We start from the raw sequence: 22,040 nt of genomic DNA, 5'->3' as shown, positions 1-22,040 counted from the left end.
AAATGCAATTCCAAAGAAACAATAAAGACAATCGAACTTTAATAGATCTTTATAAAAGTTTGGTTTTCCCGAGGCTTATAGAAGAGAAAATGTTGATCCTTTTAAGACAAGGGAGAATTGGGAAATGGTTTTCAGGAATTGGTCAAGAAGCTATAGCTGTTGGTACTACATTGGCCATGAATGCGGATGAATATATCCTACCTATGCATAGAAATCTTGGTGTTTTTACTTCAAGAAATATCCCATTAACCAAATTAATGGCTCAATGGCAAGGTAAAATAACAGGATTTACAAAAGGTAGAGATAGATCTTTCCATTTTGGAACCCAAGAATATAAAATCATTGGTATGATTTCACACCTTGGTCCACAATTGGCCTTGGCAGATGGAATTGCTTTAGCAGATATTTTAAAAAATGAAAAAAAAGCAACTTTAGTTTTTACAGGTGAAGGTGCTACAAGTGAAGGAGATTTTCATGAAGCGCTAAATGTGGCAGCTGTTTGGAATTTACCAGTTATTTTCATCATAGAAAACAATGGATATGGCTTATCAACCCCTATTAAAGAACAGTTTAAATGTGAAAATCTAGTAGATAAAGCAATTGGTTATGGAATAGAAGGTGTTCAAATAGATGGAAATAATATTCTTGAAGTTTACGACACCATTTCTAAAATTGCAAATGATATTAGAGAAAATCCAAGACCAGTATTGGTTGAGTGCTTAACTTTTAGAATGAGAGGCCATGAAGAAGCTTCTGGAACAAAATATGTTCCTACAGAATTGTTTGAGCAATGGGAGAAAAAAGATCCTGTAAAAAATTACGAAGAATACCTTAAATCTATTCAAGTATTATCTATTGAAGAAATTGAAAAAATAAAGTCTGACTTTAAAAATCAAATAAATGCAGATGTAGAAGCTGCATTTTTAGAGCCAGAACCAATAGCAAATCCCGAGCAGGAATTAGAAGATATGTATGCTCCTACTTCAGTTCAAATTATTGAGCCTACTAATTCTGTAACCGAAAAGCGATATATTGATGCTATTAGCGATGGTCTTGATTTAGCTATGCAACAACATAATAACTTAGTTATTATGGGGCAAGATATTGCCGAGTATGGTGGGGCATTTAAAATTACAGATGGCTTTATTGAAAAATTTGGAAAAGGCAGGGTTAGAAATACGCCAATTTGCGAATCAGCCATTGTTGGTGCCGGATTAGGATTAGCTATCAACAATTATAAAGCAATTGTAGAAATGCAATTTGCAGATTTTGTAAGTTGCGGATTTAACCAGATTGTAAATAACTTGGCAAAAACTCATTATAGATGGGGTCAAAATGCCGATGTGGTAGTTAGAATGCCCGCAGGTGCTGGAACAGGTGCTGGCCCATTTCATTCTCAAAGTAATGAGGCATGGTTCACAAAAACTCCAGGGTTAAAAGTAGTGTATCCAGCTTTTGCTGATGATGCTAAAGGACTTTTACTCGCGTCAATAGACGATCCAAATCCAGTAATGTATTTTGAGCATAAATTTTTATACAGAAGTTTAGTTGGAAATGTACCAGATGGCTATTATCATACAGAAATCGGTAAAGCAAAAGTTGTAAAAGAAGGAGAAGATTTTACCATTATTACCTACGGTTTAGGTGTTCATTGGGCATTAGAGTATGCAAATAACAACCCTCAACATAGTCCCAAAATAATTGATTTAAGAACATTAATACCTTGGGATAAAGAAACTGTATTAGAAGCCGTAAAAGCTACGGGGAAGGTACTAGTACTTCACGAAGACACAATTGGATCTGGATTTGGAGCCGAAATTGCAGCCTGGATATCAGAAAATGCTTTTACTTACCTAGATGCACCTGTAATGCGTTGCGGAAGTTTAGATACAGCAATACCTATGAGTAAAGTTCTTGAAGACAGTTTCTTGGCAAAAAGCCGATTAAATGAAACTGTAGACAAACTATTGAAATTTTAAATTTCAGTTTCCAGAAAAACTTCGGCCAGAGGATTAAAGAGATATAACTTTTGATTGTCTAAGCACAAGCATTTAATTCGCTTTCTAATCTTCTGCCCTTTTTCAAATTTTCTACCGTCTTTTAACTGGAAGACCTGACCTTCTTTAATCCTTTCAACAGTTATTGTATTATTATTAACTAAATCATATTTCTTTAAACTTCTTGCCAGTTGTAAATCGGTACAACTAGAAGCGCCGGGGTTATTTAAATAGGCTGTTATAGATCGATGTAAATCGTCTGGAAATATATTTAAATCATAAAAAGGAGCCATCATTCTTTTAAAGTTTGACTTCCACTCAATACCATGAGGCTTAACTTTATTCTTATGCTCATTCCAGGTAAGCAAATGTGCAAATTCGTGAACAGTAGTTACCAAAAATGCATATCGATTTAAATTATTATTTACGGAGATTTTATGGCCTTGATGTTTAAATGGATGTCTATAATCACCCAATTTAGTTTCCCTAGCCTTAGAAATCGTAAATTCACATTGAAAATAATCTATCCATTTAGAAATAATTGGAGCTGCTTGCACTGGCAAATAATGAGAAAGTAATTCAATTCTATCCACTCCCAAATATATCTAAATCAAAAAAAACACCCAATAGAGTGTTTTTCAATTTTTTTTATTTTAACAATTGATAAGCAATTAATCCAGCGACATAGGCAAGTGCGGTCATATATCCCAATTGAATAAGTGGCCACTTCCATCCTTTTGTTTCTCTATAAACTATAGCTACAGTACTCATACATTGCATAGCAAAGGCGTAAAACAACATAAGTGAAACACCCGTAGCAAAAGTATAGACAGGTAAACCGGTCGATGAATTAATAGATGCAGACATTTTATCTCTAATTGTGCCCGTATCCTCCTCACCTCCATCTACACTATAAATGGTAGCCATAGTTGCAACAAATGCTTCTCTAGCCGCAAATGAAGTAATTAAAGCAATTCCAATCTTCCAATCATAACCCAATGGTTTAATAACAGGCTCTATAAATTTCCCCATTATACCTATGTAAGAGTTCTCCAATTTCTCGGATGCTATAATCGTCTCTATATGTGTCGGATCATCCGAATTTTGCAATTCAAAAGCGTATTTATTATCTATTTCATTAAATCTATCTGCAGGTCCATAAGAAGCCAATACCCATAAAATAATTGATATAGCAATTATAACCTTACCTGCTTGCACTACAAATGCTTTAGATTTTTCGAACATAGTAAGGAAAACGTTTCTCCATCGTGGCGACCTATAAACAGGTAATTCCATAATGAAATAAGATCTTTCTTTAGCTTTAATAACTAATTTCATCACCCATGCAGCCACTAAAGCCATTACTAAACTTATGACATATAAAACCATTAAGGCCAAGCCTTGAAGATTAATAAATCCCCAAACGGTTTCTGATGGTATAACTAATGAAATTAATAAAATATAAACTGGTAATCTGGCAGAGCAACTTACCAATGGAGTAACCATAATGGTAATTATTCTATCCTTGCTATTTTCTATTGTACGAGCACTCATAATAGAAGGAACAGCACAAGCAAAACCACCAATTAATGGAACTACAGATTTACCACTAAGGCCAACCTTACGCATAATTTTATCCATCATAAAGGTAACACGTGCCATATAACCCGTATCTTCCAGAATAGAAATAAAAGCAAATAAAATAGCAATCTGAGGTATGAAAATAACAATTCCGCCAATTCCAGCTAACACCCCATCCAGCAATAAATCTGTTAATACGCCTGGAGGTAAATAATTTTTACCAAGCTCAGCTAATTGCATAAATCCATTTTCAATTAAGTCCATAGGTACAGACGCCCAACTAAAAATGGCATTAAAAATTACAAATAGAATAAATAGAAATATTAATAAACCGTAAACCTTATGTGTTACTATTGAATCTATTTTTTCTGTTAATTGGAATCTTTTATTTGCAGATTTTAATTTAATAATTCCAGATAAAACAGTACTTAATGCTCTATATCTCTGTTGAACCTCATTACTTTGAACTTCTTTTGAATTAAAATTATATTTTGTGGCAATAGTTTCTAAAACCTTATGCTGTGCTTCGGAAATTGACGTTAGTAAATGATGTTGATTTAAAAATTGAAGTGCTATATAATCATTTTCAATTTTAAATATAGATTTCACTTCCTCAATTGCTTCAGGAGCGAACGATTTAACTTCCAAAATTGAAGGTTGAAAATTAGATGAAGTATTTTCTATTGCTTTTTTAAGCACTTCAATACCTTGATCATTTCTAGCAGAAATAGGAACAACTAAAACGCCCAATTTTTGAGCTAATGCATCTACATTTATATCTATTCCTTGAACATTAGCCAAATCAGACATATTCAATGCCAATACCATTGGAATGCCTAGGTCTGCTACTTGAGAAAAAAGCAATAAATTTCTCCTTAAATTAGTAGCATCAGCAACTAAAACTATTAAATCTGGATAATTTCTATCCAGCTTATTTGCTAAAACTTCAAAAACAATAGCTTCGTCATTACTTTTTGGGTTTAAACTATAACAACCTGGAAGGTCTATTATAGTTGCCCTTCTTCCGCTTGGCAATTTAGTTTCACCTGTTTTTCTATCAACAGTAACGCCTGGAAAATTTCCGATTTTTTGATTTAATCCAGTTAAAAGATTAAAAAGCGTAGACTTACCTGTATTAGGATTACCTACTAGCGCAATTTTAAAATTATTCTCCAAGTCTTAAACTAATTTAATTACTTCAGCTTCACTAAGGCGAAGGCATAATTGATAACCAGAAACCTTAATAACCATAGGATCACCAAGAGGAGCAAATCTCTCTACTAAAACATTTTCGCCCGGTAAACATCCCATTTCCATTAGTTTAATCGACATTTCTAAATCGGTGAAGGAATCAATTATTCCGTTTTCACCAGGTTTTAATTGAGCTAGATTCATAATCATGTGTATACACAAATTTACAACTATTTATAATAAATCCAAATTAACACAAGAACATAAAACCAGATTAAAATCCAGATGCTTGAATAAAAAAAGCCTCGAAATTTCTTTCGAGGCTTTCAAATAAATTATTAATTGACAGGGATTACATTCTCATCATTCCACCGCCCATCATTCCGCTTCCACGTTGTTGGTTACCTTGGGCACCACCAACATTTTGTCCACCTACACGGTTAAGGGTATAAGTAAATCCAAATAAGAAGTATCTTTTTAATACGTTAAAGTTACTGTCTTGAATTGAGTTAGCTGAAGCTGTTCTTGTTATACCCGTATTCTGATTAAATAAATCGTATGCTGATAACTTAAACGTTCCACGGTTTTTAAAGAACTGACGACTAATGAAAGCGTTAACTAAAGTATATTCAGTATCGAAACCATTACCTCTTCCTGTTACTTTGTTGTAGTTAACATCTGTTTGGAAACGGATATTACCTGGGAACATATAACTGATATCAATATTAGGAGTTAAGGTATAGTAATCTGTATTTGAGTTAGGTTGAGCTGAGAATTTAGAATTATCATATCTCAATCTTACACCAGCATTTAAATCTAGTTTATCCATGTTAGAAACTATCTTTAAAGTACCTTCTCCACCAAATCTATTATTGATGTTTTTTAATCCATTCGTAAAGTTGGTTTCTTTATTATAGTTACCATTAAAACCAATACTCATAGAAATCTTATTGTTTTCTAATAAAGGCTGGCCTAAGTTAACACCACCATTTGCAGATATATTACCTTTTACGTTAACAAACGTTGTAGCAATTTTACCATAATTAGGGTCAGTTGGATTAGTTACTAATCTTTGATCACTTGCAAATGCATTAAACGTTTGAGTGAAGTTTAAATAAGAGAAGAAACTCTTGAATGATGCAAAGTTAAAGTTACGATAACTCATTCTTACATTATTTCCAAAAGATGGTTTTAATAATGGGTTACCTAAAACTACCGACTGAGTATTAGTGTTATCAGGAATCGGCTGAATTTGGTTTATACTTGGCTGTTGTGTAGATCCACGATAGTTTAATTCAAAACGTTTGTTTTGGCTAAATGTATATCTATACTGAGCAGTAGGAGTTAAGTTGTAGAAATTTTGATTAAAAACTGTTCCTTTAGAAAGGTTTAAGTTTTCACGATCAGTATTCTGAACGGCTAAACCAACATTCCAATTATATTTTTTCTCAACTTTATTAATACTGAAACCTAATGAGTTAGTTAGAGTTTTATTCTCAAACATATTCGTATATGTTGGATCTAGAATTGTAAACTCTTGAAGAATTGGGTCAAAATTATAAACTAAACGATCGTTATTGTCTTTACTAAAACTATTTTGATAGTTTAATTCAAGATTTAAAGTTTTAGATAATGGCTCAGTGAATACCAAACGAGCAGTATTACTGAAGTTTTTACCATTATTATCGTTCAACTGGTTAGTTAAATTAGTTATAGTTCCTGTTCCTGTTGTTATAACATCTTGTATCTTGTTGTAATTATTTGCATCGGAACTATTAATATTAGTATTAACATTTAATGATAATGTTCTACCTCTTCTTTGGAATTTCTTTCTAACTAAGATACTGTTGCTAAAGCTTGGAGCAGTAGAATGTGAATCAAAGCTTTGGAAACCTACAGTTTGAGTAGTTAATACATTACGATCATAGCTATTTGTACTTAACCCGTCAGATTGAGTATAACTCAAATTTGGTTGAATACGGATTGAAGTAGTACTGTCTATTTTAGTATCAATTGTAAAGTTTAATCTGTGGTTTAATCTTTCAGATAATGAATAAGCATCATTTTTTACAGTTGTAGTATTATTCCCAAATAAATTCTGCGTAAATGAACTTGAAGTATTTAAAGTAGAAGTTTTATTGAAAAAATAACTACCATTAATCTTAGTTTCATCAGCATAAGTATCAGCGAAGTTAAAACCAAATGCATTAGTAGTAGTTACACCACTTGCACCGCCACCGCCGCCAAAGCCGCCGCCGCCCATACCGCCACGACCGCCGCCCATACCGCCGCCACCGCCAAAGCTTTGTTTGTTGATGTTGTTAAACTGACCAATTACAGAAAACTGTTGGTCATTTTTGAATTTATTTACGTTAATAGATGCTTCATATCTATCATCAGTTCCACCAGCAATTGTACTATTACCAAAGTAACCGAATTTCTTTTCTTGTCTAGTAGTAATATTGATAATCTTTTCGCGATTACCATCATCAATTCCTGAGAATTTAGATTGATCAGATAAATCATCAATAATTTGAATTTTATCGATCATATCAGCAGGTAAGTTTCTTGTAGCTAATAATGGATCATTGCCCATAAAGTCTTTTCCATCTACACGTACTCTTGTGATGGTTTCACCTTGTGCGGTAATTGAACCAGATTTATCTACCTCAACACCTGGTAATTTTTTAAGAACATCTTCAACTACTGCATTTTCTTTCACTTTAAACTGTGAAGCAGCAAATTCAATTGTATCTTTTTTAACTCTTACAGGGGGAGCTTGACCAACAAACTCAACACCTTCTAAGTTAACTGCGCTCTCAATTAATATATTTCCGATATTAACATTTGATCTATCTGCAGCAATGGTGAAGTTTTTAATCGCTGTATTATAGCCTAAAAAACCTGCTTGTAAGAAATAAGCTCCAGGAGCTAAATCTTTAATTTCGAAAACTCCAGTTGGAGCTGTAACAACTGATTTTACAGTTGAAGAGTCAGATAATTTTCTAACTACTACAGAAGCGTAATCAACAGGTGAGTTATTAGATTTATCTAAAACCTTTCCTGATACATTTCCTGACTTCTGGGCCTGTGCGGTAAAACCCGCAAAAAGACACAAAATTAAAATTAGTCTTTTGGTAAAAATATTCATATTGTTGAATTTAATTTGGGCAATTTTTATCTATCAGACTCATATAAGTCCAAAAAGTTTGCTGTAGCTCGTTAAAATATGGGTAACATTTTAAATACAACTAACTTTAACGTTACAACTTTATTGAAAATCAATTCAAATTATTGAAAATCAATTATTTACTTTATTATTTGATTTTAGTGATTAATTTTATTTTTTAATTAAACCTTTAAAAAAACAGCTCAATCAAACTGAATTTAATCCCTAATTGGAGATTAGGAATTAGAATGGTTATTTTTTTGAAATTGTGAAGCATGTATTATTACATAACTAAATACGGCCATCCCAGTTCCAATTAAATCACTTGCAAAATCCCACCACTCTGCACCTCTATATGTAAAGACTTTCCACTGTAAGAGTTCAATACTACCCCCTATAAAAACGCAGATTAAAATTACCTTTACAATGGTTCCGATGCTGAATTTATAATTATTAGCCGCTTTAGATCTGCCGTAAAATAGCAAAACAGCTAACACAAAGAAAAATATAGTATGAACTAATTTATCAAAGCCGTCAAAAAAGAAGGAGCTTTCTGCTAGGCTATCTGATAATTTTAAATTACAAAGAAAAAAGATCAAAACAGACCATAAAATGGCCCATATTTGATCTTTCAATTCCTTAAAAAGCATAATTTATGCTCCTACTAAAGCTTTATAAGCCTCAGCATCTAATAGTTGATTTATTTGATCAGAATTAGCATTAGTAACTTTTACCATCCATCCATCACCATAAGGGTCAGAATTTACTAACTCTGGATTATTATTTAGCGCTTCGTTTACTTCCAAAACTGTTCCAGTTACAGGCATAAACAAATCAGATACAGTTTTTACTGCCTCAACAGTCCCAAATACTGAATCTTGTTCTACTTCATCACCAAGTGTATTGATATCGATGTAAACAATATCACCCAATTCTCTTTGAGCAAAATCTGTAATACCTACAATTAGTGTTTCTCCGTCTACTTTAACCCATTCGTGGTCCTTAGTATACTTTAGTTCAGAAGGAAAGTTCATATTTAATTCTTTATTTTTTACAAAGTTATAAATTAATTGAAGATCATACTCAAAGAAAATCCAAAATTACTATAAGAAGTTCTAAAAGATTGAGAAGTATATGGTTTTGAGATATTAGAATCATAAAAAATTCTAATATTGTAACGTTGATTTAACACGTAATCTATGCTCGGTCTTATGGCTATATTATTTGCACCTGCAGATACATCTGCCTCTGCTATATCAGGTCTAAAAATGACCGTTTTATTATCCCTCACAGAAACATCAACTTTGAAATTTAAATTATTATTAAGTTTAAGTTGCTTAAATAAACCAAAAGGGAACCTAAAGTTATTGGTCATATAACCCAATCCAAATACAATATTGTTTTCTGTAAGTTGTGCCATTTGCATATTGGCTAAACTCAAACCCAATAATCGTGTTCTGTTTAATTCAAAATTTGCAGATAAGTTGCCTTTAAATTTTGCACTTACGCCAATTAATGGGTTTAATTGTTCGTTTATGGTAACTTGCGTAAACTGATAAAACGGAAGGAAATTATTGTTGTCGTCTCTTGAACTCGTAAAACCATTAGATTCCTCATACCTCAAAAGAGAGTTAAAACCATTTACACTAAATGTAGATCTATAACCATGGCTAATTACAATATCATCGAATCTTTCAGAAAAGAAAGGAATAGTATTTAATCCTGTATAGTTTAAGCGCCAATTTGGAAGAGGAATTTTAGGCATGGAATTTAATTTAACGCTCCAAGGGTCTCTGCCTGCATAAGCAGCAATAAATGCAGGAATAACTACATCTTGTGCATTTTTATCGTAACCATCAAAATATCCATCTGGTAATGCTCCTGTAGAATTTGGGTTTAATCCACCTAAACGCTGTGAAATAACTACTCTATTCTGCATAAATTTATTGAAGAATTTAGAAACATTTGAGTTTTTCATATCCCCAAATGCACTACCAATTGAAATAAAAGAAACGCTATAATCACCCGTTGTTAAAGGACTAAAGTTTAAAAATGTTTGAGCATTCTTGCTGTACCTATAATTGGTTGAGTAGTTGAAGTTTTTAGTTTTATTTGCAAATACAGTAATTCTTAAGTTATTAACTGGCTCCATTACTCCGTTAAAACTAATATCTTCTCTTAAGGTGTTTAAATATAATTGTGTTTGAAGGGTATCTTGTGTTAACCATCCATTTTGTAGCGCTCTTAATCGGATATCTTGCTGACTACCAAACACAAAACCTAACCCAGGCGCACCCGTATTATTTTCTATTCCAAAGTAGTTGGTGTTAGGCATATAACCTGGCATATAAATACCTCTATTTTCTGTGTAGGCCATTTCTAGCGATTTCACACTGGTTAATAAATTCACCAATATTTTAGAGGTTTTACTCGCAGAATCTGCTTGTTTAATTCTCTTGATGAAGGAGAATTTAGAATATAAATCGTCCATTTTTAGTTCTGGATTAATTTGAACAATCCTGGAGTTCTGAATTGTATTTCCCAAATTAATATTTGGATTTCTCAATGTAGATAAAGGTTCGGTCTGCCAATTAAAGTTTGTACCATATTTGGCTATTACTTCTACCCAATCTAAATATGGCAACTTATTAATCGGAAGTGTATAATCTAGATTTAAGCTATGATTGTAGTCGGTTGTTCTACCTAATGTTTTTAAATTTTGCCAAACAGTATCGCGTTTTAATCCATTAATTCTTCCTTCTGGCTCATCTATAATTGAATAATTTGTAGCGTTAAAATTTAATTTCAATGAATTGGTTAACAACCACCCAATTCCATAAACCCTAGTCATAAGAAAGTTCTTATTAAATGTGGTGTTTATAGGGATGTAGTTATTAGGATCATTATTTCTTAAATTATTTTCTGAGAAATATCTATCTAAATCTACCCGAAACAATACAGAGTTTGGACGCAAAGTAAAATTAAAATCCTTCAAGAATTTCAGCATATTAGATTTAAGATGACTAAATGGTTCGTAAGATTTCGCGGTACTATTGAAATTATAAGCCAAAGATCCTCTATAAGTTTTTTGAATATTGCTTTCAACTAAGAAATCACGATGTAAAAAATCAGTAAAACCATAACTCAGGTTAAAGTTTTCTACATCCCATAACCTAATTGCTTTATTTGGGTTTCTATCTATCCTAACATTAGTAAAGTTTATACTTCTCCTGGTAGAATAATCCTGAGCATAGTTTAATATGGAGTCTCTTACACTCCTGGAAACATTTTCAGTTGCATTTTTTAATTTTAAATCCTGGGTTCTAGGATCAAATTGTGGCGTTCTAATTTGATTCGAATAGCTAAAGAAAAACGGAATTCTTACCCTAGTTTCTTTTGGAAAAAACTTTCCTAAATCTAAATTGGAAGAAAGATCAAAGAACAAATCATCCGTCCTTAATCTTTCGCTAACTCTTTTTTCTATAGCGCCAAAACCAATGGTGTATTTACTTCCAGAAACATTCAGGTCGCCAAAATCGGCCAATTTAGCATTCATCCTAGCTGTTGCAGCCCAGCCACCACGTTCATCAAATTCAGTTAATCTTAATTCATTAAACCATGCCAATCCAGATTTATCTAATCCATCGTCATTTCCTGGATTTGCAGAATTTCTTAATGGGTTTTTCAACCCTAACATAATTACCCTAACCGAGCTTAAATCTGGTTGTCCTTTAATTATAACGGTTTTACCATCTTGTGTAAAAGTAAATGGAAGATTTATAGGCCAAGGCATTCCTCCAGCAACTTTAGCATTATTTCTGGCAATTTTCGCATTTTGCAATAGCTCTATTTCTAATTGAATTTTATTCTCTTCAGGCCAAACAGAAAGTGGATTTACAGATCCAGGCAAGGTTACTTTTAACGGAATAGAATATTCATAATAATTATCTAAATTATCTGATCCCAATCTTAAAAATGCATGTAAATCGCCATTCTGTAAGCTACCTTTTAATGCTTCCAAATGCACATACATTTCTATTTTCTTGTATGACCTTAAATCGTTTATTCCTTGTTTATAGGTGGCCCTGGCATAGCCGTCTCTTAAATCGTTGACAGCAAATGATAAAGATTGTTCATTTTGGCGAGTTTCCCCTCTATAATTAGTGAAATCACGTTCACGTTCAATTCCTGGAGGTAAAACATACGGGATAGGTGTTCTTCTTCCGTTTTCTTCAATGTTAACTGTAGCAATGTCTATCGACGAGTTATCAGGACCAATTGGAAGTAAAGATTGGTCAACTAAAATATCTTTGGTTTCATTTTTCGGATTAAATGCCCTCCAATCTCCACGCACTAATTGCAATTTTGCAAATCTTAAAACTGTAGTGTCTGCAAAATCGGTCATAAAAAATCTTAAAAATCTAATGCTCCTAAAATCTTGGATCCCTCCAACTTTAGATTGATAATCATTTATTGGGATTCTTATCTGATACCAGGTAACTGGTTGTGTTTGTCCGTTAGCCAATTTTACATTTGAAACAATCTTATCATTGATAAAATTTTTGCCAACCTGCAAATCGCCAGGTCTTAATGAAACTTTGTATTGGAAATATTCATCAGACTGAGACATATTATTGTCTCTATTTACGTCTTCTCCGTCTGGAAGCGATGTAGATGCAGCATTCTCAATTCCAATTTCCTGCATAGATTGTTGCGAAGTTTTTGAGTTGCCGTCGGTTCCATTGTAGTTTTCGTAACGTTTTAAAATACCCGCATTAATTCCATCTAAATAAGGTCCTCTATAATAAACGAAATTATCTGATGAAGGATCCGTTTCAAATGCTTGAGCAATTTGTGGACTTAAAACACTTTTTATTTGATTAATGATGTTAGCGAATTTATTTCTTTCATCTGAATCAGATAAACCATCTAAACCTACATCTTGATTCTTTCTAGAGTTTGGGTCATTATCAAAAGCTTGAACTACAGGCTGCAGTTTTGTAACCCTTCCCCAATTGGTTTCATCATATTTGCTGGGATCACCATTTGCTGGTAAAGCATTTTCTAAAGCTTTTCTTCCATCCTTTAGAATATCCTCAGAAATATTCCCCAAATTAAAATATAAGTCGCCACCCGCAGAATTCGGTTTATAAATAAATGGATCCAAAATCCATGCTTCAATATACCCAACGTTTATTGACTCGAAATCATTTGATTGAATAGCCCTCATATAACCACCCCAGCGTTGGCGTGGATTTAATAAATTACCATTTGATTGAAATCCGGATGTGGTATAATTATATGGCCCCCTTAAAAAAGGATAAAATGCTACATCTAAAGTTGGTAAGGCTAAATTTTGTCCAACCGCAGTTTCTTTAAAAGGAAATACTTCTTGTTCTATAACCTGCCTAACATAATGATTTGAAAGCTCGGTTCTATTATTTCTAATATTATCGGGTACTAATCCAGATCCACCAGTATAAAACAATGGATCTATACTATACAATGCCATTTTCGCCCGATTATAGCCATAAGCTAAATCATTTATTAAACTAGATTCTGGGAACATTTGAGGCGTTCCAGAAAGTTGCCACGTAGTAGGACTTTTTAAATCGATTATAGAACGAGTACCTTCAAAATCATCAATATAACTTATTCCACCCTTGTTACCGCCAGCGTTTAAGGCTGATGGATGACCCGGTATGAGTTGAGCAAATTCGCCTCCAAATGAAATAGATGAAGGTTCTTTAGTTGATAAAAAAGGTAATTTATCAACCATTTTAGTTAAAAATCTTGATGGAGAACTATAATTAAAATCGATCCCCCAAATGGTATTTGAAATTGGCTCCTCCCCATAATTTACCTTAGCCGTAAGTGGTTTTTCAGTAAGATTCATAAGCGTTGCACCCAAGTTCAACTTACTATTTACTCTATAATCTAATCGAGTTCCAAACAAAGACCTTTGTTGTAAACTAAAAACATCATTATTCTCCGTAGAAATTCTAATAGGCTGACCAGAGGTGATTAATGCGGTATTAATTATTTTTACCGAACCCATTTGGTAATTAACAGTAAAATCTTGACCTTCTACCAATGGAATAGTTCCAGCAAACACCCTTACAGAGCCTGGCGCCACATTAAAGGAATTTAAACTTATATCAGACGAATATTCCGATTGGTAAGTCCCCTTTATCACATATTTATTTTTATTAATAAATAATTGTTGAGCGTTAACTTTTGTAGAATCATAAAGCTCCTTAAATGTATATCTATTTATGAGTTCCCTTTCGGTGATGTTGTTAAACTTTTGTTTTAAATCGTCGCCAAATGGCTCTATTGATGGAAATATTAACCGTCCGTTTACTGGGTCTATAGTTACATAACCATTAGTTACATTATTATTTACATTTGGATTTATATTTCCATTCGCTGTATTTAAAATTTCATTAGCCGAGCCTGAAATACTTTGTGGCGCATAGGTATATGGATTAAATGGCCTTAATTCTGCTTCATAATCAAATACACCATCAGGTTTTAATTCCTTTTGCGCATTTAACTTATCGAGCCCTAATAAATCTATCCAAAGCTTATATTGAGTTTTTTCTCCTTCCAAAATTAATGGTCTTTCCACACCAGTCTGATCATCAATTCTAAAAATATCTAACCTGAAATTTTGATTACTTATCTGAAACTCATTCAATGAATAAATATTTTTCATCATTAACTTCCAGGTAGGCAAATTCACTTTTATGGATTCGTTTTTAATCAACTTTGTGAATAAAACTTTTGGACTTGCCGCATCAAATGGTATATCGGTAGAAAACTCTCCAACCTGATATTCTATACCATTATAAGTATACCTGTAAGCCACAGACAAAACCTCATCTGCATCTAATGGAGTCATTAAAGTTATATACCCCAGTTGAGGTTGAAAAACAAATTCTCGCTCCGTTAACTTGCGAGCATAAGTAACCTTAGCATAGTTATCATTAGACCCATTTGCAGCAAAATAGGATGCAATTTCATTTGAATTGGTAAACCTTGCATTGGGCGCGAATGAAGCAATATTTTGCAATAAATTATTCGATTGCTGTGTAAATCTAGTTGAGTTAAATCCTGCTGGAAGTACAGAATAACCACTTCCTCCGGCAATTTGATTTGTGTTATATGGCTTATTTTCACCCAAATCTAAAAATGCAAGCACATCCCTCGATTCCTGAGTATTCCCCGTTTTATTGGTTACCCAAACCTCTATCTTAGAAATTAAAACTCCTGAATTTATTGTTGGCGGAACTGAGAGTGCTTTATTATAATTATCCCTAAAAAATTGAGCTAAGAAATAATGTTTATTAGCTTCATAATTATCGCCAGTAATTCTAAATTCTTTCTTCTGAACACCGTTATCAACTCTAATTTGTTTAGCCTGTGACCGTTGTTGACTAATAATTGTACTTACACTTAATTTCCCAAACTGCAATTGTGTTTTTAGTCCGAATAAAGATTGAGTACCGTTAATAAGAGTTGTGCTTAGAGGGAAATTAACATTTCCTGCTTCAATTTTTTTAATGATATCATCCGCACTTCCTGTATAATCGAGTTTAAATTGGTTTTCAAAATCAAATTGAGCTTCAGTATTATAATTAAGATTAAGCTTTAATTTGGTTCCAATATTACCGATTAACTGCATCTGAATACGTTGATTAAAATCAAATGTAGTTTGCGTACGTTGCCTTTCATTAAACAATGGATTCTCGTTTTTATTAATCCTACCAAGCATAGTTAAACTTGCTTCCCCTACGGGTTTAAGATTAATATCTGAGCTACCAAACATTTTTTCAAATGCTTTGCTTTTTACTTTAATTACAGGAATTATTCCAGTATTTCTAGTTTCTTCAATTTCTGAATTAGAAAAAAATCGCCAATTATTTTGTTTTAACTCGGCTGTAATTAATTTTTGATATTCTTCAACGGTTAAATATTGAGGTGTAGATAGAACTCTATCACCTACCATTTCTCTAATAATATATTTATTCGTACGCACATCATACTGTACGTCTCTATTCATATTGGTAGGAAATGGGTAAAAGGGTCTTCTACCAGAATTAATTCCGAGTTCTTTACGCTCTTTCAGGCTGAAAGAATTACGTAGTGTATCTTGTTTAGGTGTTGAAAGGATTTGTCCCTTTGCACTCCATGTCCAACAAAACATCAAAAGAATGAGCAAAATTTTAACTTTCCTCAAGCAATTATAAATTCTTTAGAGCTAGCTTAATTAATTGTTCAACAGATGGTTTATCTGCAGTTTGTTTTAATATATTATCTAATGCTTTTTCAGCACTTTGTTTAGCAAATCCAAGCATCACTAAAGCGGATAACGCTTCATCCTTAGCTGTATTATGTACAGGTGCTAAAATTAACGACCCAGTACCTTCTTTTTTTAATTTATCCTGTAATTCTAAAACTAACCTTTGTGCAGTTTTAGCACCAATCCCTTTAATTCTTTGAATTAAAGGGATATCTCCTTGTATTATGGCTTGTTGAATTTCATTCGGCGTAATAGACGACAACATCATTCTACCCGTGTTCGGACCAATACCACTTACAGAAATTAAATGTAAAAAGAGTCTTCTTTCTCCTTCATCTGCAAATCCATACAAAGTATGGGCATCTTCTTTCACATGTAACCATGTATAAATTTTGCATCTTTCAGAATCATTTAATAAACCGTAAGTGTTTAAAGAAATATTAATATGATAGCCAACACCACCAGCCTCAACTACAATATAAGTGGGGCCTTTAAAAGTTAGTTTACCATCAATGTATGCATACATAATTATTATTTCTTATTTCTTATTCCAAATATTCTTCTTTTTTTAGGTGCCGCCTCTTCTTCCTTTGCTTGAACATCGAGAACGGCAATTGTTACCATATTTACAATTTCTCTTACCGAACTACCCAATTGAACTATGTGAACTGGTTTATTTAATCCTAATAAAATTGGTCCAATTGCTTCTGCACCTCCCAATTCTTGAAGTAATTTATAGGCAATATTTCCAGACTCTAAATTAGGGAATACCAAGGTATTTGCTGGTGCACCTGCTAATCTGCTAAAAGGAAAATTATCATTTAACATAGCAGAATTCATTGCAAAATTTCCTTGCATATCACCATCTACCAATACATTTGGATGTTGATCGTGCAATATTTTCACAGCATGCCTAATTTTATCTGGCACTGGACCATCATTAGAACCGAAATTAGAATAAGACAACATAGCAATTCTAGGCTGAATATTAAATTTCTTAACAGATTTATCCAACAACAACGTAATATCAACCAATTCTTCTACAGAAGGGTTTACATTAACCGTTGTATCACCAAAAAATACTGGCCCTTTTCTGGTCATCATCATATACATCCCTGCCACCTTGCTTACATCAGGAGCTGTACCAATTATCTGCAATGCTGGTTTTATGGTAGATGCATAATTTTTAGTTAATCCAGAGATCATAGCATCTGCATCACCTGCTTCTACCATTGATGCACCGAAATAATTTCTATCGCGCATTAATTTAAGCGCTTCATATTTGGTGATTCCTTTACGCTGTCTCTTTTTAAATAATATTTCAGCGTAATTAGCTGAACGTTCTGCCTCTAATGTTGGATCAATAATTTGAACATTATCTAATTCTAATCCGTTTTCCTGGATAATTTTATTAATAACATCCTTGTTTCCAAGTAAAATTGGGATAGCGATATTATCGTCTTTAACAATTTGTGCAGCTTTTAAGATTTTATAATTATCTGCCTCAGCAAATACAACACGACGAGGATCTAACTTTGCTTTATTAGTAATGGCGCGCATAATAGCATCATCCATTCCCATTCTTTGCTTTAGTGTATCAATGTATTCGTCCCAATTTGTAATTTTCTTACGTGCTACACCACTCTCTATAGCTGCTTTTGCTACTGCAACAGATACATTCGTAATTAAACGAATGTCCATAGGTTTAGGAATAATATAAGTCTTACCGAATTTTATATTTTTTTCGTTGTAAGCCATATTAACCGCCTCAGGAACTGGTTTCTTTGCAAGATCTGCAATAGCTCTAACCGCAGCAATTTTCATTTCCTCATTAATAGCGGTTGCTCTAACATCTAAAGCACCTCTAAAAATATATGGGAAACCTAACACATTATTCACCTGATTAGGATAATCAGATCTACCGGTAGCCATAATTAAATCTTTACGACTTTTTATCGCAAGTTCATAAGCAATCTCCGGATTCGGATTAGCCATGGCAAAAACAATTGGGTTTTTAGCCATTGACTTAAGCATATCTACAGATACACAATCAGCAGAAGAAAGCCCGATAAATACATCTGCATCCTTAAGCGCTTCTTCTAAAGTATCAATTTTTCTAGTGGTTGCGAATTCAGCTTTAATTTCATCTAAATTACCTCTATCGCTACGAATAACTCCGCTGCGATCACACATAACCACATTTTCTTTTTTTGCCCCTAAGGCAACATATAACCTAGTACAAGATATTGCAGCAGCTCCAGCGCCATTTACAACTATCTTAACTTTGTCTAATTTCTTTTTTTGTAATTCGCAAGCATTTAATAAAGCTGCCGCAGATATTATGGCTGTTCCATGCTGATCATCGTGCATTACAGGAATATTCATTTCTTCCTTTAAACGACGTTCTATTTCGAAGCATTCTGGTGCTTTTATATCTTCTAAATTTACACCACCAAATGTTGGCTCTAAAGATTTCACGATTTTAACAAAGTCATCCACATTTTTAGTGTCTAACTCTAAATCAAAAACATCAATATCAGCATATATTTTAAAAAGTAAACCTTTTCCTTCCATTACAGGTTTACTTGCTTCCGGACCAATGTCTCCTAATCCCAAGACAGCAGTACCATTACTTATAACCGCTACTAAATTCCCTTTAGCAGTATATTTATAAACATCCTCTATGTTATCAGCAATTTCCAAACAAGGCTGTGCAACCCCTGGCGAGTAAGCTAAAGTTAGGTCGCGCTGCGAATTTGTTGGTTTGGTAGGAATTACCTGAATTTTACCTGGTCTACCTTGTGAATGGTAATCTAAAGCATCTTGTTTCCTATTAATCTTACTCATAAATCACTTGAATTGATAATCAGGCAAAGTTATCATTAATTTTATGAGTATGCGCTTTTTTTTTAAAAGCTTAACTTCTAAAAAAATCTACTATTCAGCAAAGCTGATTTAACATAATAAATAAAAGAAAGTTCTTACAACTTAGTTAGAAGCAAATGCTTTTTTTGACGCCAAATAAGGGATTCTTAAGTTTTGACCAATTTTTAAATCATTAGAAACCAATGCATTTAAATCTTTCAAATCCTGAACAGAAACATTATATTTTGTTGCAATTTTTGTCAAATTATCACCCTTTGCAACAACGTATATTATAGTATCACCATTATTCAACTCCGTTTGGATGGAGTCTTGTTTTTTACCTGTGTATAATAATGCAGAGTTAGATTCTGCATTAAATATATCATACAGGAGTGCATATTTTTCCGCAGTAAACTTAGGCAAGGTTATTTTTTTAGGCTCATTTAATGTAGCCTTAATTATTTTTCGTTTGTAAACTGGATTTAACGTTACGATAGTTTGCTCTGGAACTTCTAAAATTTTAGCTATTTCTGGAAGCATAACTACATTATGTACCAGCACTTGTTCTACGTCTTTAGATAAATCACTTGGACGAGAAGCAATTCCTAAATCTTCAGCATTTTTTAAACTATATAAAGTAGCAATATAGGCGGGAATATAATTCTGAGCTTGTAAGGGCAAATAAGGTCTTAAATCCCAATAATTGGAAACATTATACTTTTGCATAGCTCTTCTAACGGTACCCGCACCACTATTATATGCTGCTAAAACTAGAAACCAATCACCAAATTCAGCATATAAATCTTTCAAATAGGCAGCAGCTGCAAAAGTAGACAAACATGGATCATGTCTTTGGTCTTCATAAGACGTAATATGCAATCCATAACCTTTACCCGTTGTGGGCATAAATTGCCATAGCCCAGCTGCTCCAGATACAGAAATGGCTAAAGGGTTTAATGAAGATTCAACAATTGGAAGATATTTTAAATCGTCGGGTAACCCCAATGATGCCAATGCTTCTTCAAATAATGGAAAATAATAAGAAGATAAACCTAGCATCTTGCCCATTTCTCCTTTGCGAGCATCGTATTTCACAATTGCATCATGTACCAACTGATTATATGGAAGTGCTACACCATCAGAAACCTTATCTAAACGCGATTTAATAGCTGTATTGTAATTTGGAAATGGAAATTCTGGGACAGCATGATTTACAGAATCAAGCGCCTGCGCTTGGCTGATAGCAGGAATTAAAATAATAAAAAATAGAAAAAGTTTAAACTTATTCATTTATGTTATTTTAGTTTGATTGAATTTGCTTAGCGAAAGTACACAAAAATTCATCATCAAATTTATTAGCAAGCAACTGATATCCAATAGGTAATTTATCAACATTTGCACCAAGCGGCAAAGAAATTGCCGGATTTCCGCCCAAATTTGCTAATACAGTGAAAATATCCTCCATATACATAACTAATGGATCTTTATTTAACTCATTTAATTTAAATGGCGGAGTAGGCGTAACAGGGGTTAATAAGAAATCAAATTCCTTAAATAATTCATCAAGTTTATTTACTATTAATCTTCTTACTTTTTGAGCTTTTTGATAATAAGCATCATAATATCCTGCACTTAAGACAAATGTGCCTAATAAAATTCTCCTTTTCACTTCTTCCCCAAAACCTTCAGCCCTACTAAGTTTATATAATTCATTTAAGTCTTCTGCAGAATTATTTCTATGTCCATATCTTACCCCATCATATCTATTTAGATTTGAGGAAGCCTCTGCCATAGTTAAAATATAATAGGTTGGGACTAAATAATCGAGAAGGTCAAAAGAAACCCATTCTACTTGATGACCTAAAGATTTTAAAGTTTCAATTTTATTTAAAATAGCTGTTTTTATATCCTTATCTAAGGCTTCACTTTCTATCATTTCTCTTATCACCCCAATTTTTCTTGGTGAATTAGAAGAATCTATAGTTTTTAAAGGTAAAGATGAGGAAGTACTATCTTTAGGGTCAAATCCGGCTAGTACATCATATAATACTGCAGCATCTTCCACTGATTTGGTAAAAGTACCCACTTGGTCAAATGACGAAGCATAAGCAATAACGCCAAAACGCGAAAATCTACCATAAGTAGGTTTAAAACCTACCAATCCAGTAAAAGCAGCAGGTTGTCGCACAGAACCACCTGTATCTGTACCCAATGAGGCTAAACACATTCCGGCTTGTACAGCAACAGCCGAACCTCCAGAAGACCCTCCTGAAACTCTTGTAGAATCTGCATAATTTAAAACTGGTCCGTAAAAGGAAGTTTCATTGGAGCCACCCATTGCAAATTCATCACAATTTAAGCGACCAATTATTACGGCATCTTCAGCAATTAATTTCTCTATAACAGTAGCAGAATAAGGCGCAATATATCCTTGTAGCATAGCCGATGAAGCTGTTACTTCATGATCTAGATAACTGATATTGTCTTTAATACCAATTACCATTCCAGCTAATTTTCCAGCTGAACCATTCTTTATTTTATGTTGGACAGAAATAGCTTGAGAACGGGCAGAATTAAAAAACACCTCATTAAAAGCATTGAGGTGTTTAAATTCTTCGATTTTAGAAAAATAATGTTCTAAAAGGTCGGGCAAAAGAAGATTGCCGACTTCAATAGCCTCCCTGATCTCTTTCAGATTTGAAAACAGCATCAAGATGGAATAATAAGATTAAACAGTTTTATTAGGCGTGTTGGTATTGTCGTTATTAGAATCTACACCGTCTTTTCCGTCTTTAAATTCTTTAACACCTCTTCCTAAACCGCGCATTAATTCAGGAATTTTTTTACCTCCAAAAAGAAGTAAAACAATAACAAGAATTACAATAATCTCTGTTCCGCCAATTGGCATCAATAATGTATTTAACATACTATT

The 22,040-nt window shown here is 33.2% G+C and carries 13 protein-coding genes; 1 reads left to right on the top strand and 12 read right to left on the bottom strand.

The window, feature by feature from the left end; genetic code table 11:
- The first annotated feature begins 89 nt into the window (after positions 1 to 89).
- Complete coding sequence (locus tag VRU49_RS04925) at positions 90 to 1,979, top strand: alpha-ketoacid dehydrogenase subunit alpha/beta (RefSeq protein WP_431311596.1); 1,890 nt, start codon at positions 90 to 92, stop codon at positions 1,977 to 1,979.
- Here the strand turns inward: VRU49_RS04925 and VRU49_RS04920 are convergent.
- The 12 genes from VRU49_RS04920 to VRU49_RS04865 form a co-directional block, all read right to left on the bottom strand.
- Positions 1,976 to 2,590, bottom strand: coding sequence for a SprT-like domain-containing protein (locus VRU49_RS04920; protein WP_330145673.1), 615 nt, complete (start codon positions 2,588 to 2,590; stop codon positions 1,976 to 1,978). The two genes, VRU49_RS04925 and VRU49_RS04920, sit on opposite strands and share 4 nt — an antisense overlap.
- Positions 2,591 to 2,645: 55 nt before the next feature.
- The gene (feoB, locus tag VRU49_RS04915) at positions 2,646 to 4,754 is read right to left on the bottom strand and encodes a ferrous iron transport protein B (protein WP_330145672.1); all 2,109 of its coding nucleotides are present in this window, start codon (positions 4,752 to 4,754) and stop codon (positions 2,646 to 2,648) included.
- Positions 4,755 to 4,757: 3 nt separating this feature from the next.
- Positions 4,758 to 4,973 (bottom strand): FeoA family protein, encoded by a 216-nt coding sequence (locus VRU49_RS04910; RefSeq protein ID WP_330145876.1) that lies wholly within the window; start codon positions 4,971 to 4,973, stop codon positions 4,758 to 4,760.
- Positions 4,974 to 5,121: 148 nt separating this feature from the next.
- Positions 5,122 to 7,920, bottom strand: coding sequence for an outer membrane beta-barrel family protein (locus tag VRU49_RS04905; protein ID WP_330145671.1), 2,799 nt, complete (start codon positions 7,918 to 7,920; stop codon positions 5,122 to 5,124).
- A 254-nt stretch (positions 7,921 to 8,174) separates the two neighbouring features.
- Positions 8,175 to 8,588 (bottom strand): VanZ family protein, encoded by a 414-nt coding sequence (locus VRU49_RS04900; protein ID WP_330145670.1) that lies wholly within the window; start codon positions 8,586 to 8,588, stop codon positions 8,175 to 8,177.
- A 3-nt stretch (positions 8,589 to 8,591) separates the two neighbouring features.
- Positions 8,592 to 8,972, bottom strand: a complete 381-nt coding sequence (gcvH, locus tag VRU49_RS04895; RefSeq protein WP_330145669.1) for a glycine cleavage system protein GcvH — start codon at positions 8,970 to 8,972, stop codon at positions 8,592 to 8,594.
- Positions 8,973 to 9,004: 32 nt separating this feature from the next.
- Positions 9,005 to 16,147 (bottom strand): T9SS outer membrane translocon Sov/SprA, encoded by a 7,143-nt coding sequence (sov, locus tag VRU49_RS04890; protein WP_330145668.1) that lies wholly within the window; start codon positions 16,145 to 16,147, stop codon positions 9,005 to 9,007.
- Positions 16,148 to 16,184: 37 nt separating this feature from the next.
- On the bottom strand, positions 16,185 to 16,769 hold the full coding sequence (ruvA, locus tag VRU49_RS04885) for a Holliday junction branch migration protein RuvA (RefSeq protein WP_330145667.1): 585 nt from the start codon (positions 16,767 to 16,769) through the stop codon (positions 16,185 to 16,187).
- A 5-nt stretch (positions 16,770 to 16,774) separates the two neighbouring features.
- Positions 16,775 to 19,090 (bottom strand): NADP-dependent malic enzyme, encoded by a 2,316-nt coding sequence (locus VRU49_RS04880; RefSeq protein ID WP_330145666.1) that lies wholly within the window; start codon positions 19,088 to 19,090, stop codon positions 16,775 to 16,777.
- Between the two features lie 141 nt (positions 19,091 to 19,231).
- Positions 19,232 to 20,398 (bottom strand): lytic transglycosylase domain-containing protein, encoded by a 1,167-nt coding sequence (locus VRU49_RS04875; protein WP_330145665.1) that lies wholly within the window; start codon positions 20,396 to 20,398, stop codon positions 19,232 to 19,234.
- Positions 20,399 to 20,408: 10 nt separating this feature from the next.
- A complete protein-coding gene (gatA, locus tag VRU49_RS04870) occupies positions 20,409 to 21,818 on the bottom strand; it encodes an Asp-tRNA(Asn)/Glu-tRNA(Gln) amidotransferase subunit GatA (RefSeq protein ID WP_330145664.1) in 1,410 nt (469 codons plus the stop codon).
- Positions 21,819 to 21,836: 18 nt separating this feature from the next.
- A complete protein-coding gene (locus VRU49_RS04865; RefSeq protein ID WP_330145663.1) occupies positions 21,837 to 22,034 on the bottom strand; it encodes a Sec-independent protein translocase subunit TatA/TatB in 198 nt (65 codons plus the stop codon).
- Between the last annotated feature and the right edge of the window lie 6 nt (positions 22,035 to 22,040).

Source organism: Pedobacter flavus (assembly GCF_036324285.1).
GTDB classification, from domain to species: Bacteria; Bacteroidota; Bacteroidia; order Sphingobacteriales; family Sphingobacteriaceae; genus Pedobacter; species Pedobacter flavus.
Note: the sequence above shows the minus strand (reverse complement) of the source record. Positions and strands in the feature narration are given on the sequence as shown.

Coding starts and splice junctions, on each gene's coding strand:
- VRU49_RS04875 (WP_330145665.1), bottom strand. CDS start 20,398: ATGAATAAGTTTAAACTTTTTCTATTTTTTATTATTTTAATTCCTGCT.
- VRU49_RS04880 (WP_330145666.1), bottom strand. CDS start 19,090: ATGAGTAAGATTAATAGGAAACAAGATGCTTTAGATTACCATTCACAA.
- VRU49_RS04865 (WP_330145663.1), bottom strand. CDS start 22,034: ATGTTAAATACATTATTGATGCCAATTGGCGGAACAGAGATTATTGTA.
- gatA (WP_330145664.1), bottom strand. CDS start 21,818: ATGCTGTTTTCAAATCTGAAAGAGATCAGGGAGGCTATTGAAGTCGGC.
- ruvA (WP_330145667.1), bottom strand. CDS start 16,769: ATGTATGCATACATTGATGGTAAACTAACTTTTAAAGGCCCCACTTAT.
- VRU49_RS04925 (WP_431311596.1), top strand. CDS start 90: ATGTTGATCCTTTTAAGACAAGGGAGAATTGGGAAATGGTTTTCAGGA.
- gcvH (WP_330145669.1), bottom strand. CDS start 8,972: ATGAACTTTCCTTCTGAACTAAAGTATACTAAGGACCACGAATGGGTT.
- VRU49_RS04905 (WP_330145671.1), bottom strand. CDS start 7,920: ATGAATATTTTTACCAAAAGACTAATTTTAATTTTGTGTCTTTTTGCG.
- sov (WP_330145668.1), bottom strand. CDS start 16,147: ATGTTTTGTTGGACATGGAGTGCAAAGGGACAAATCCTTTCAACACCT.
- VRU49_RS04910 (WP_330145876.1), bottom strand. CDS start 4,973: ATGAATCTAGCTCAATTAAAACCTGGTGAAAACGGAATAATTGATTCC.
- VRU49_RS04900 (WP_330145670.1), bottom strand. CDS start 8,588: ATGCTTTTTAAGGAATTGAAAGATCAAATATGGGCCATTTTATGGTCT.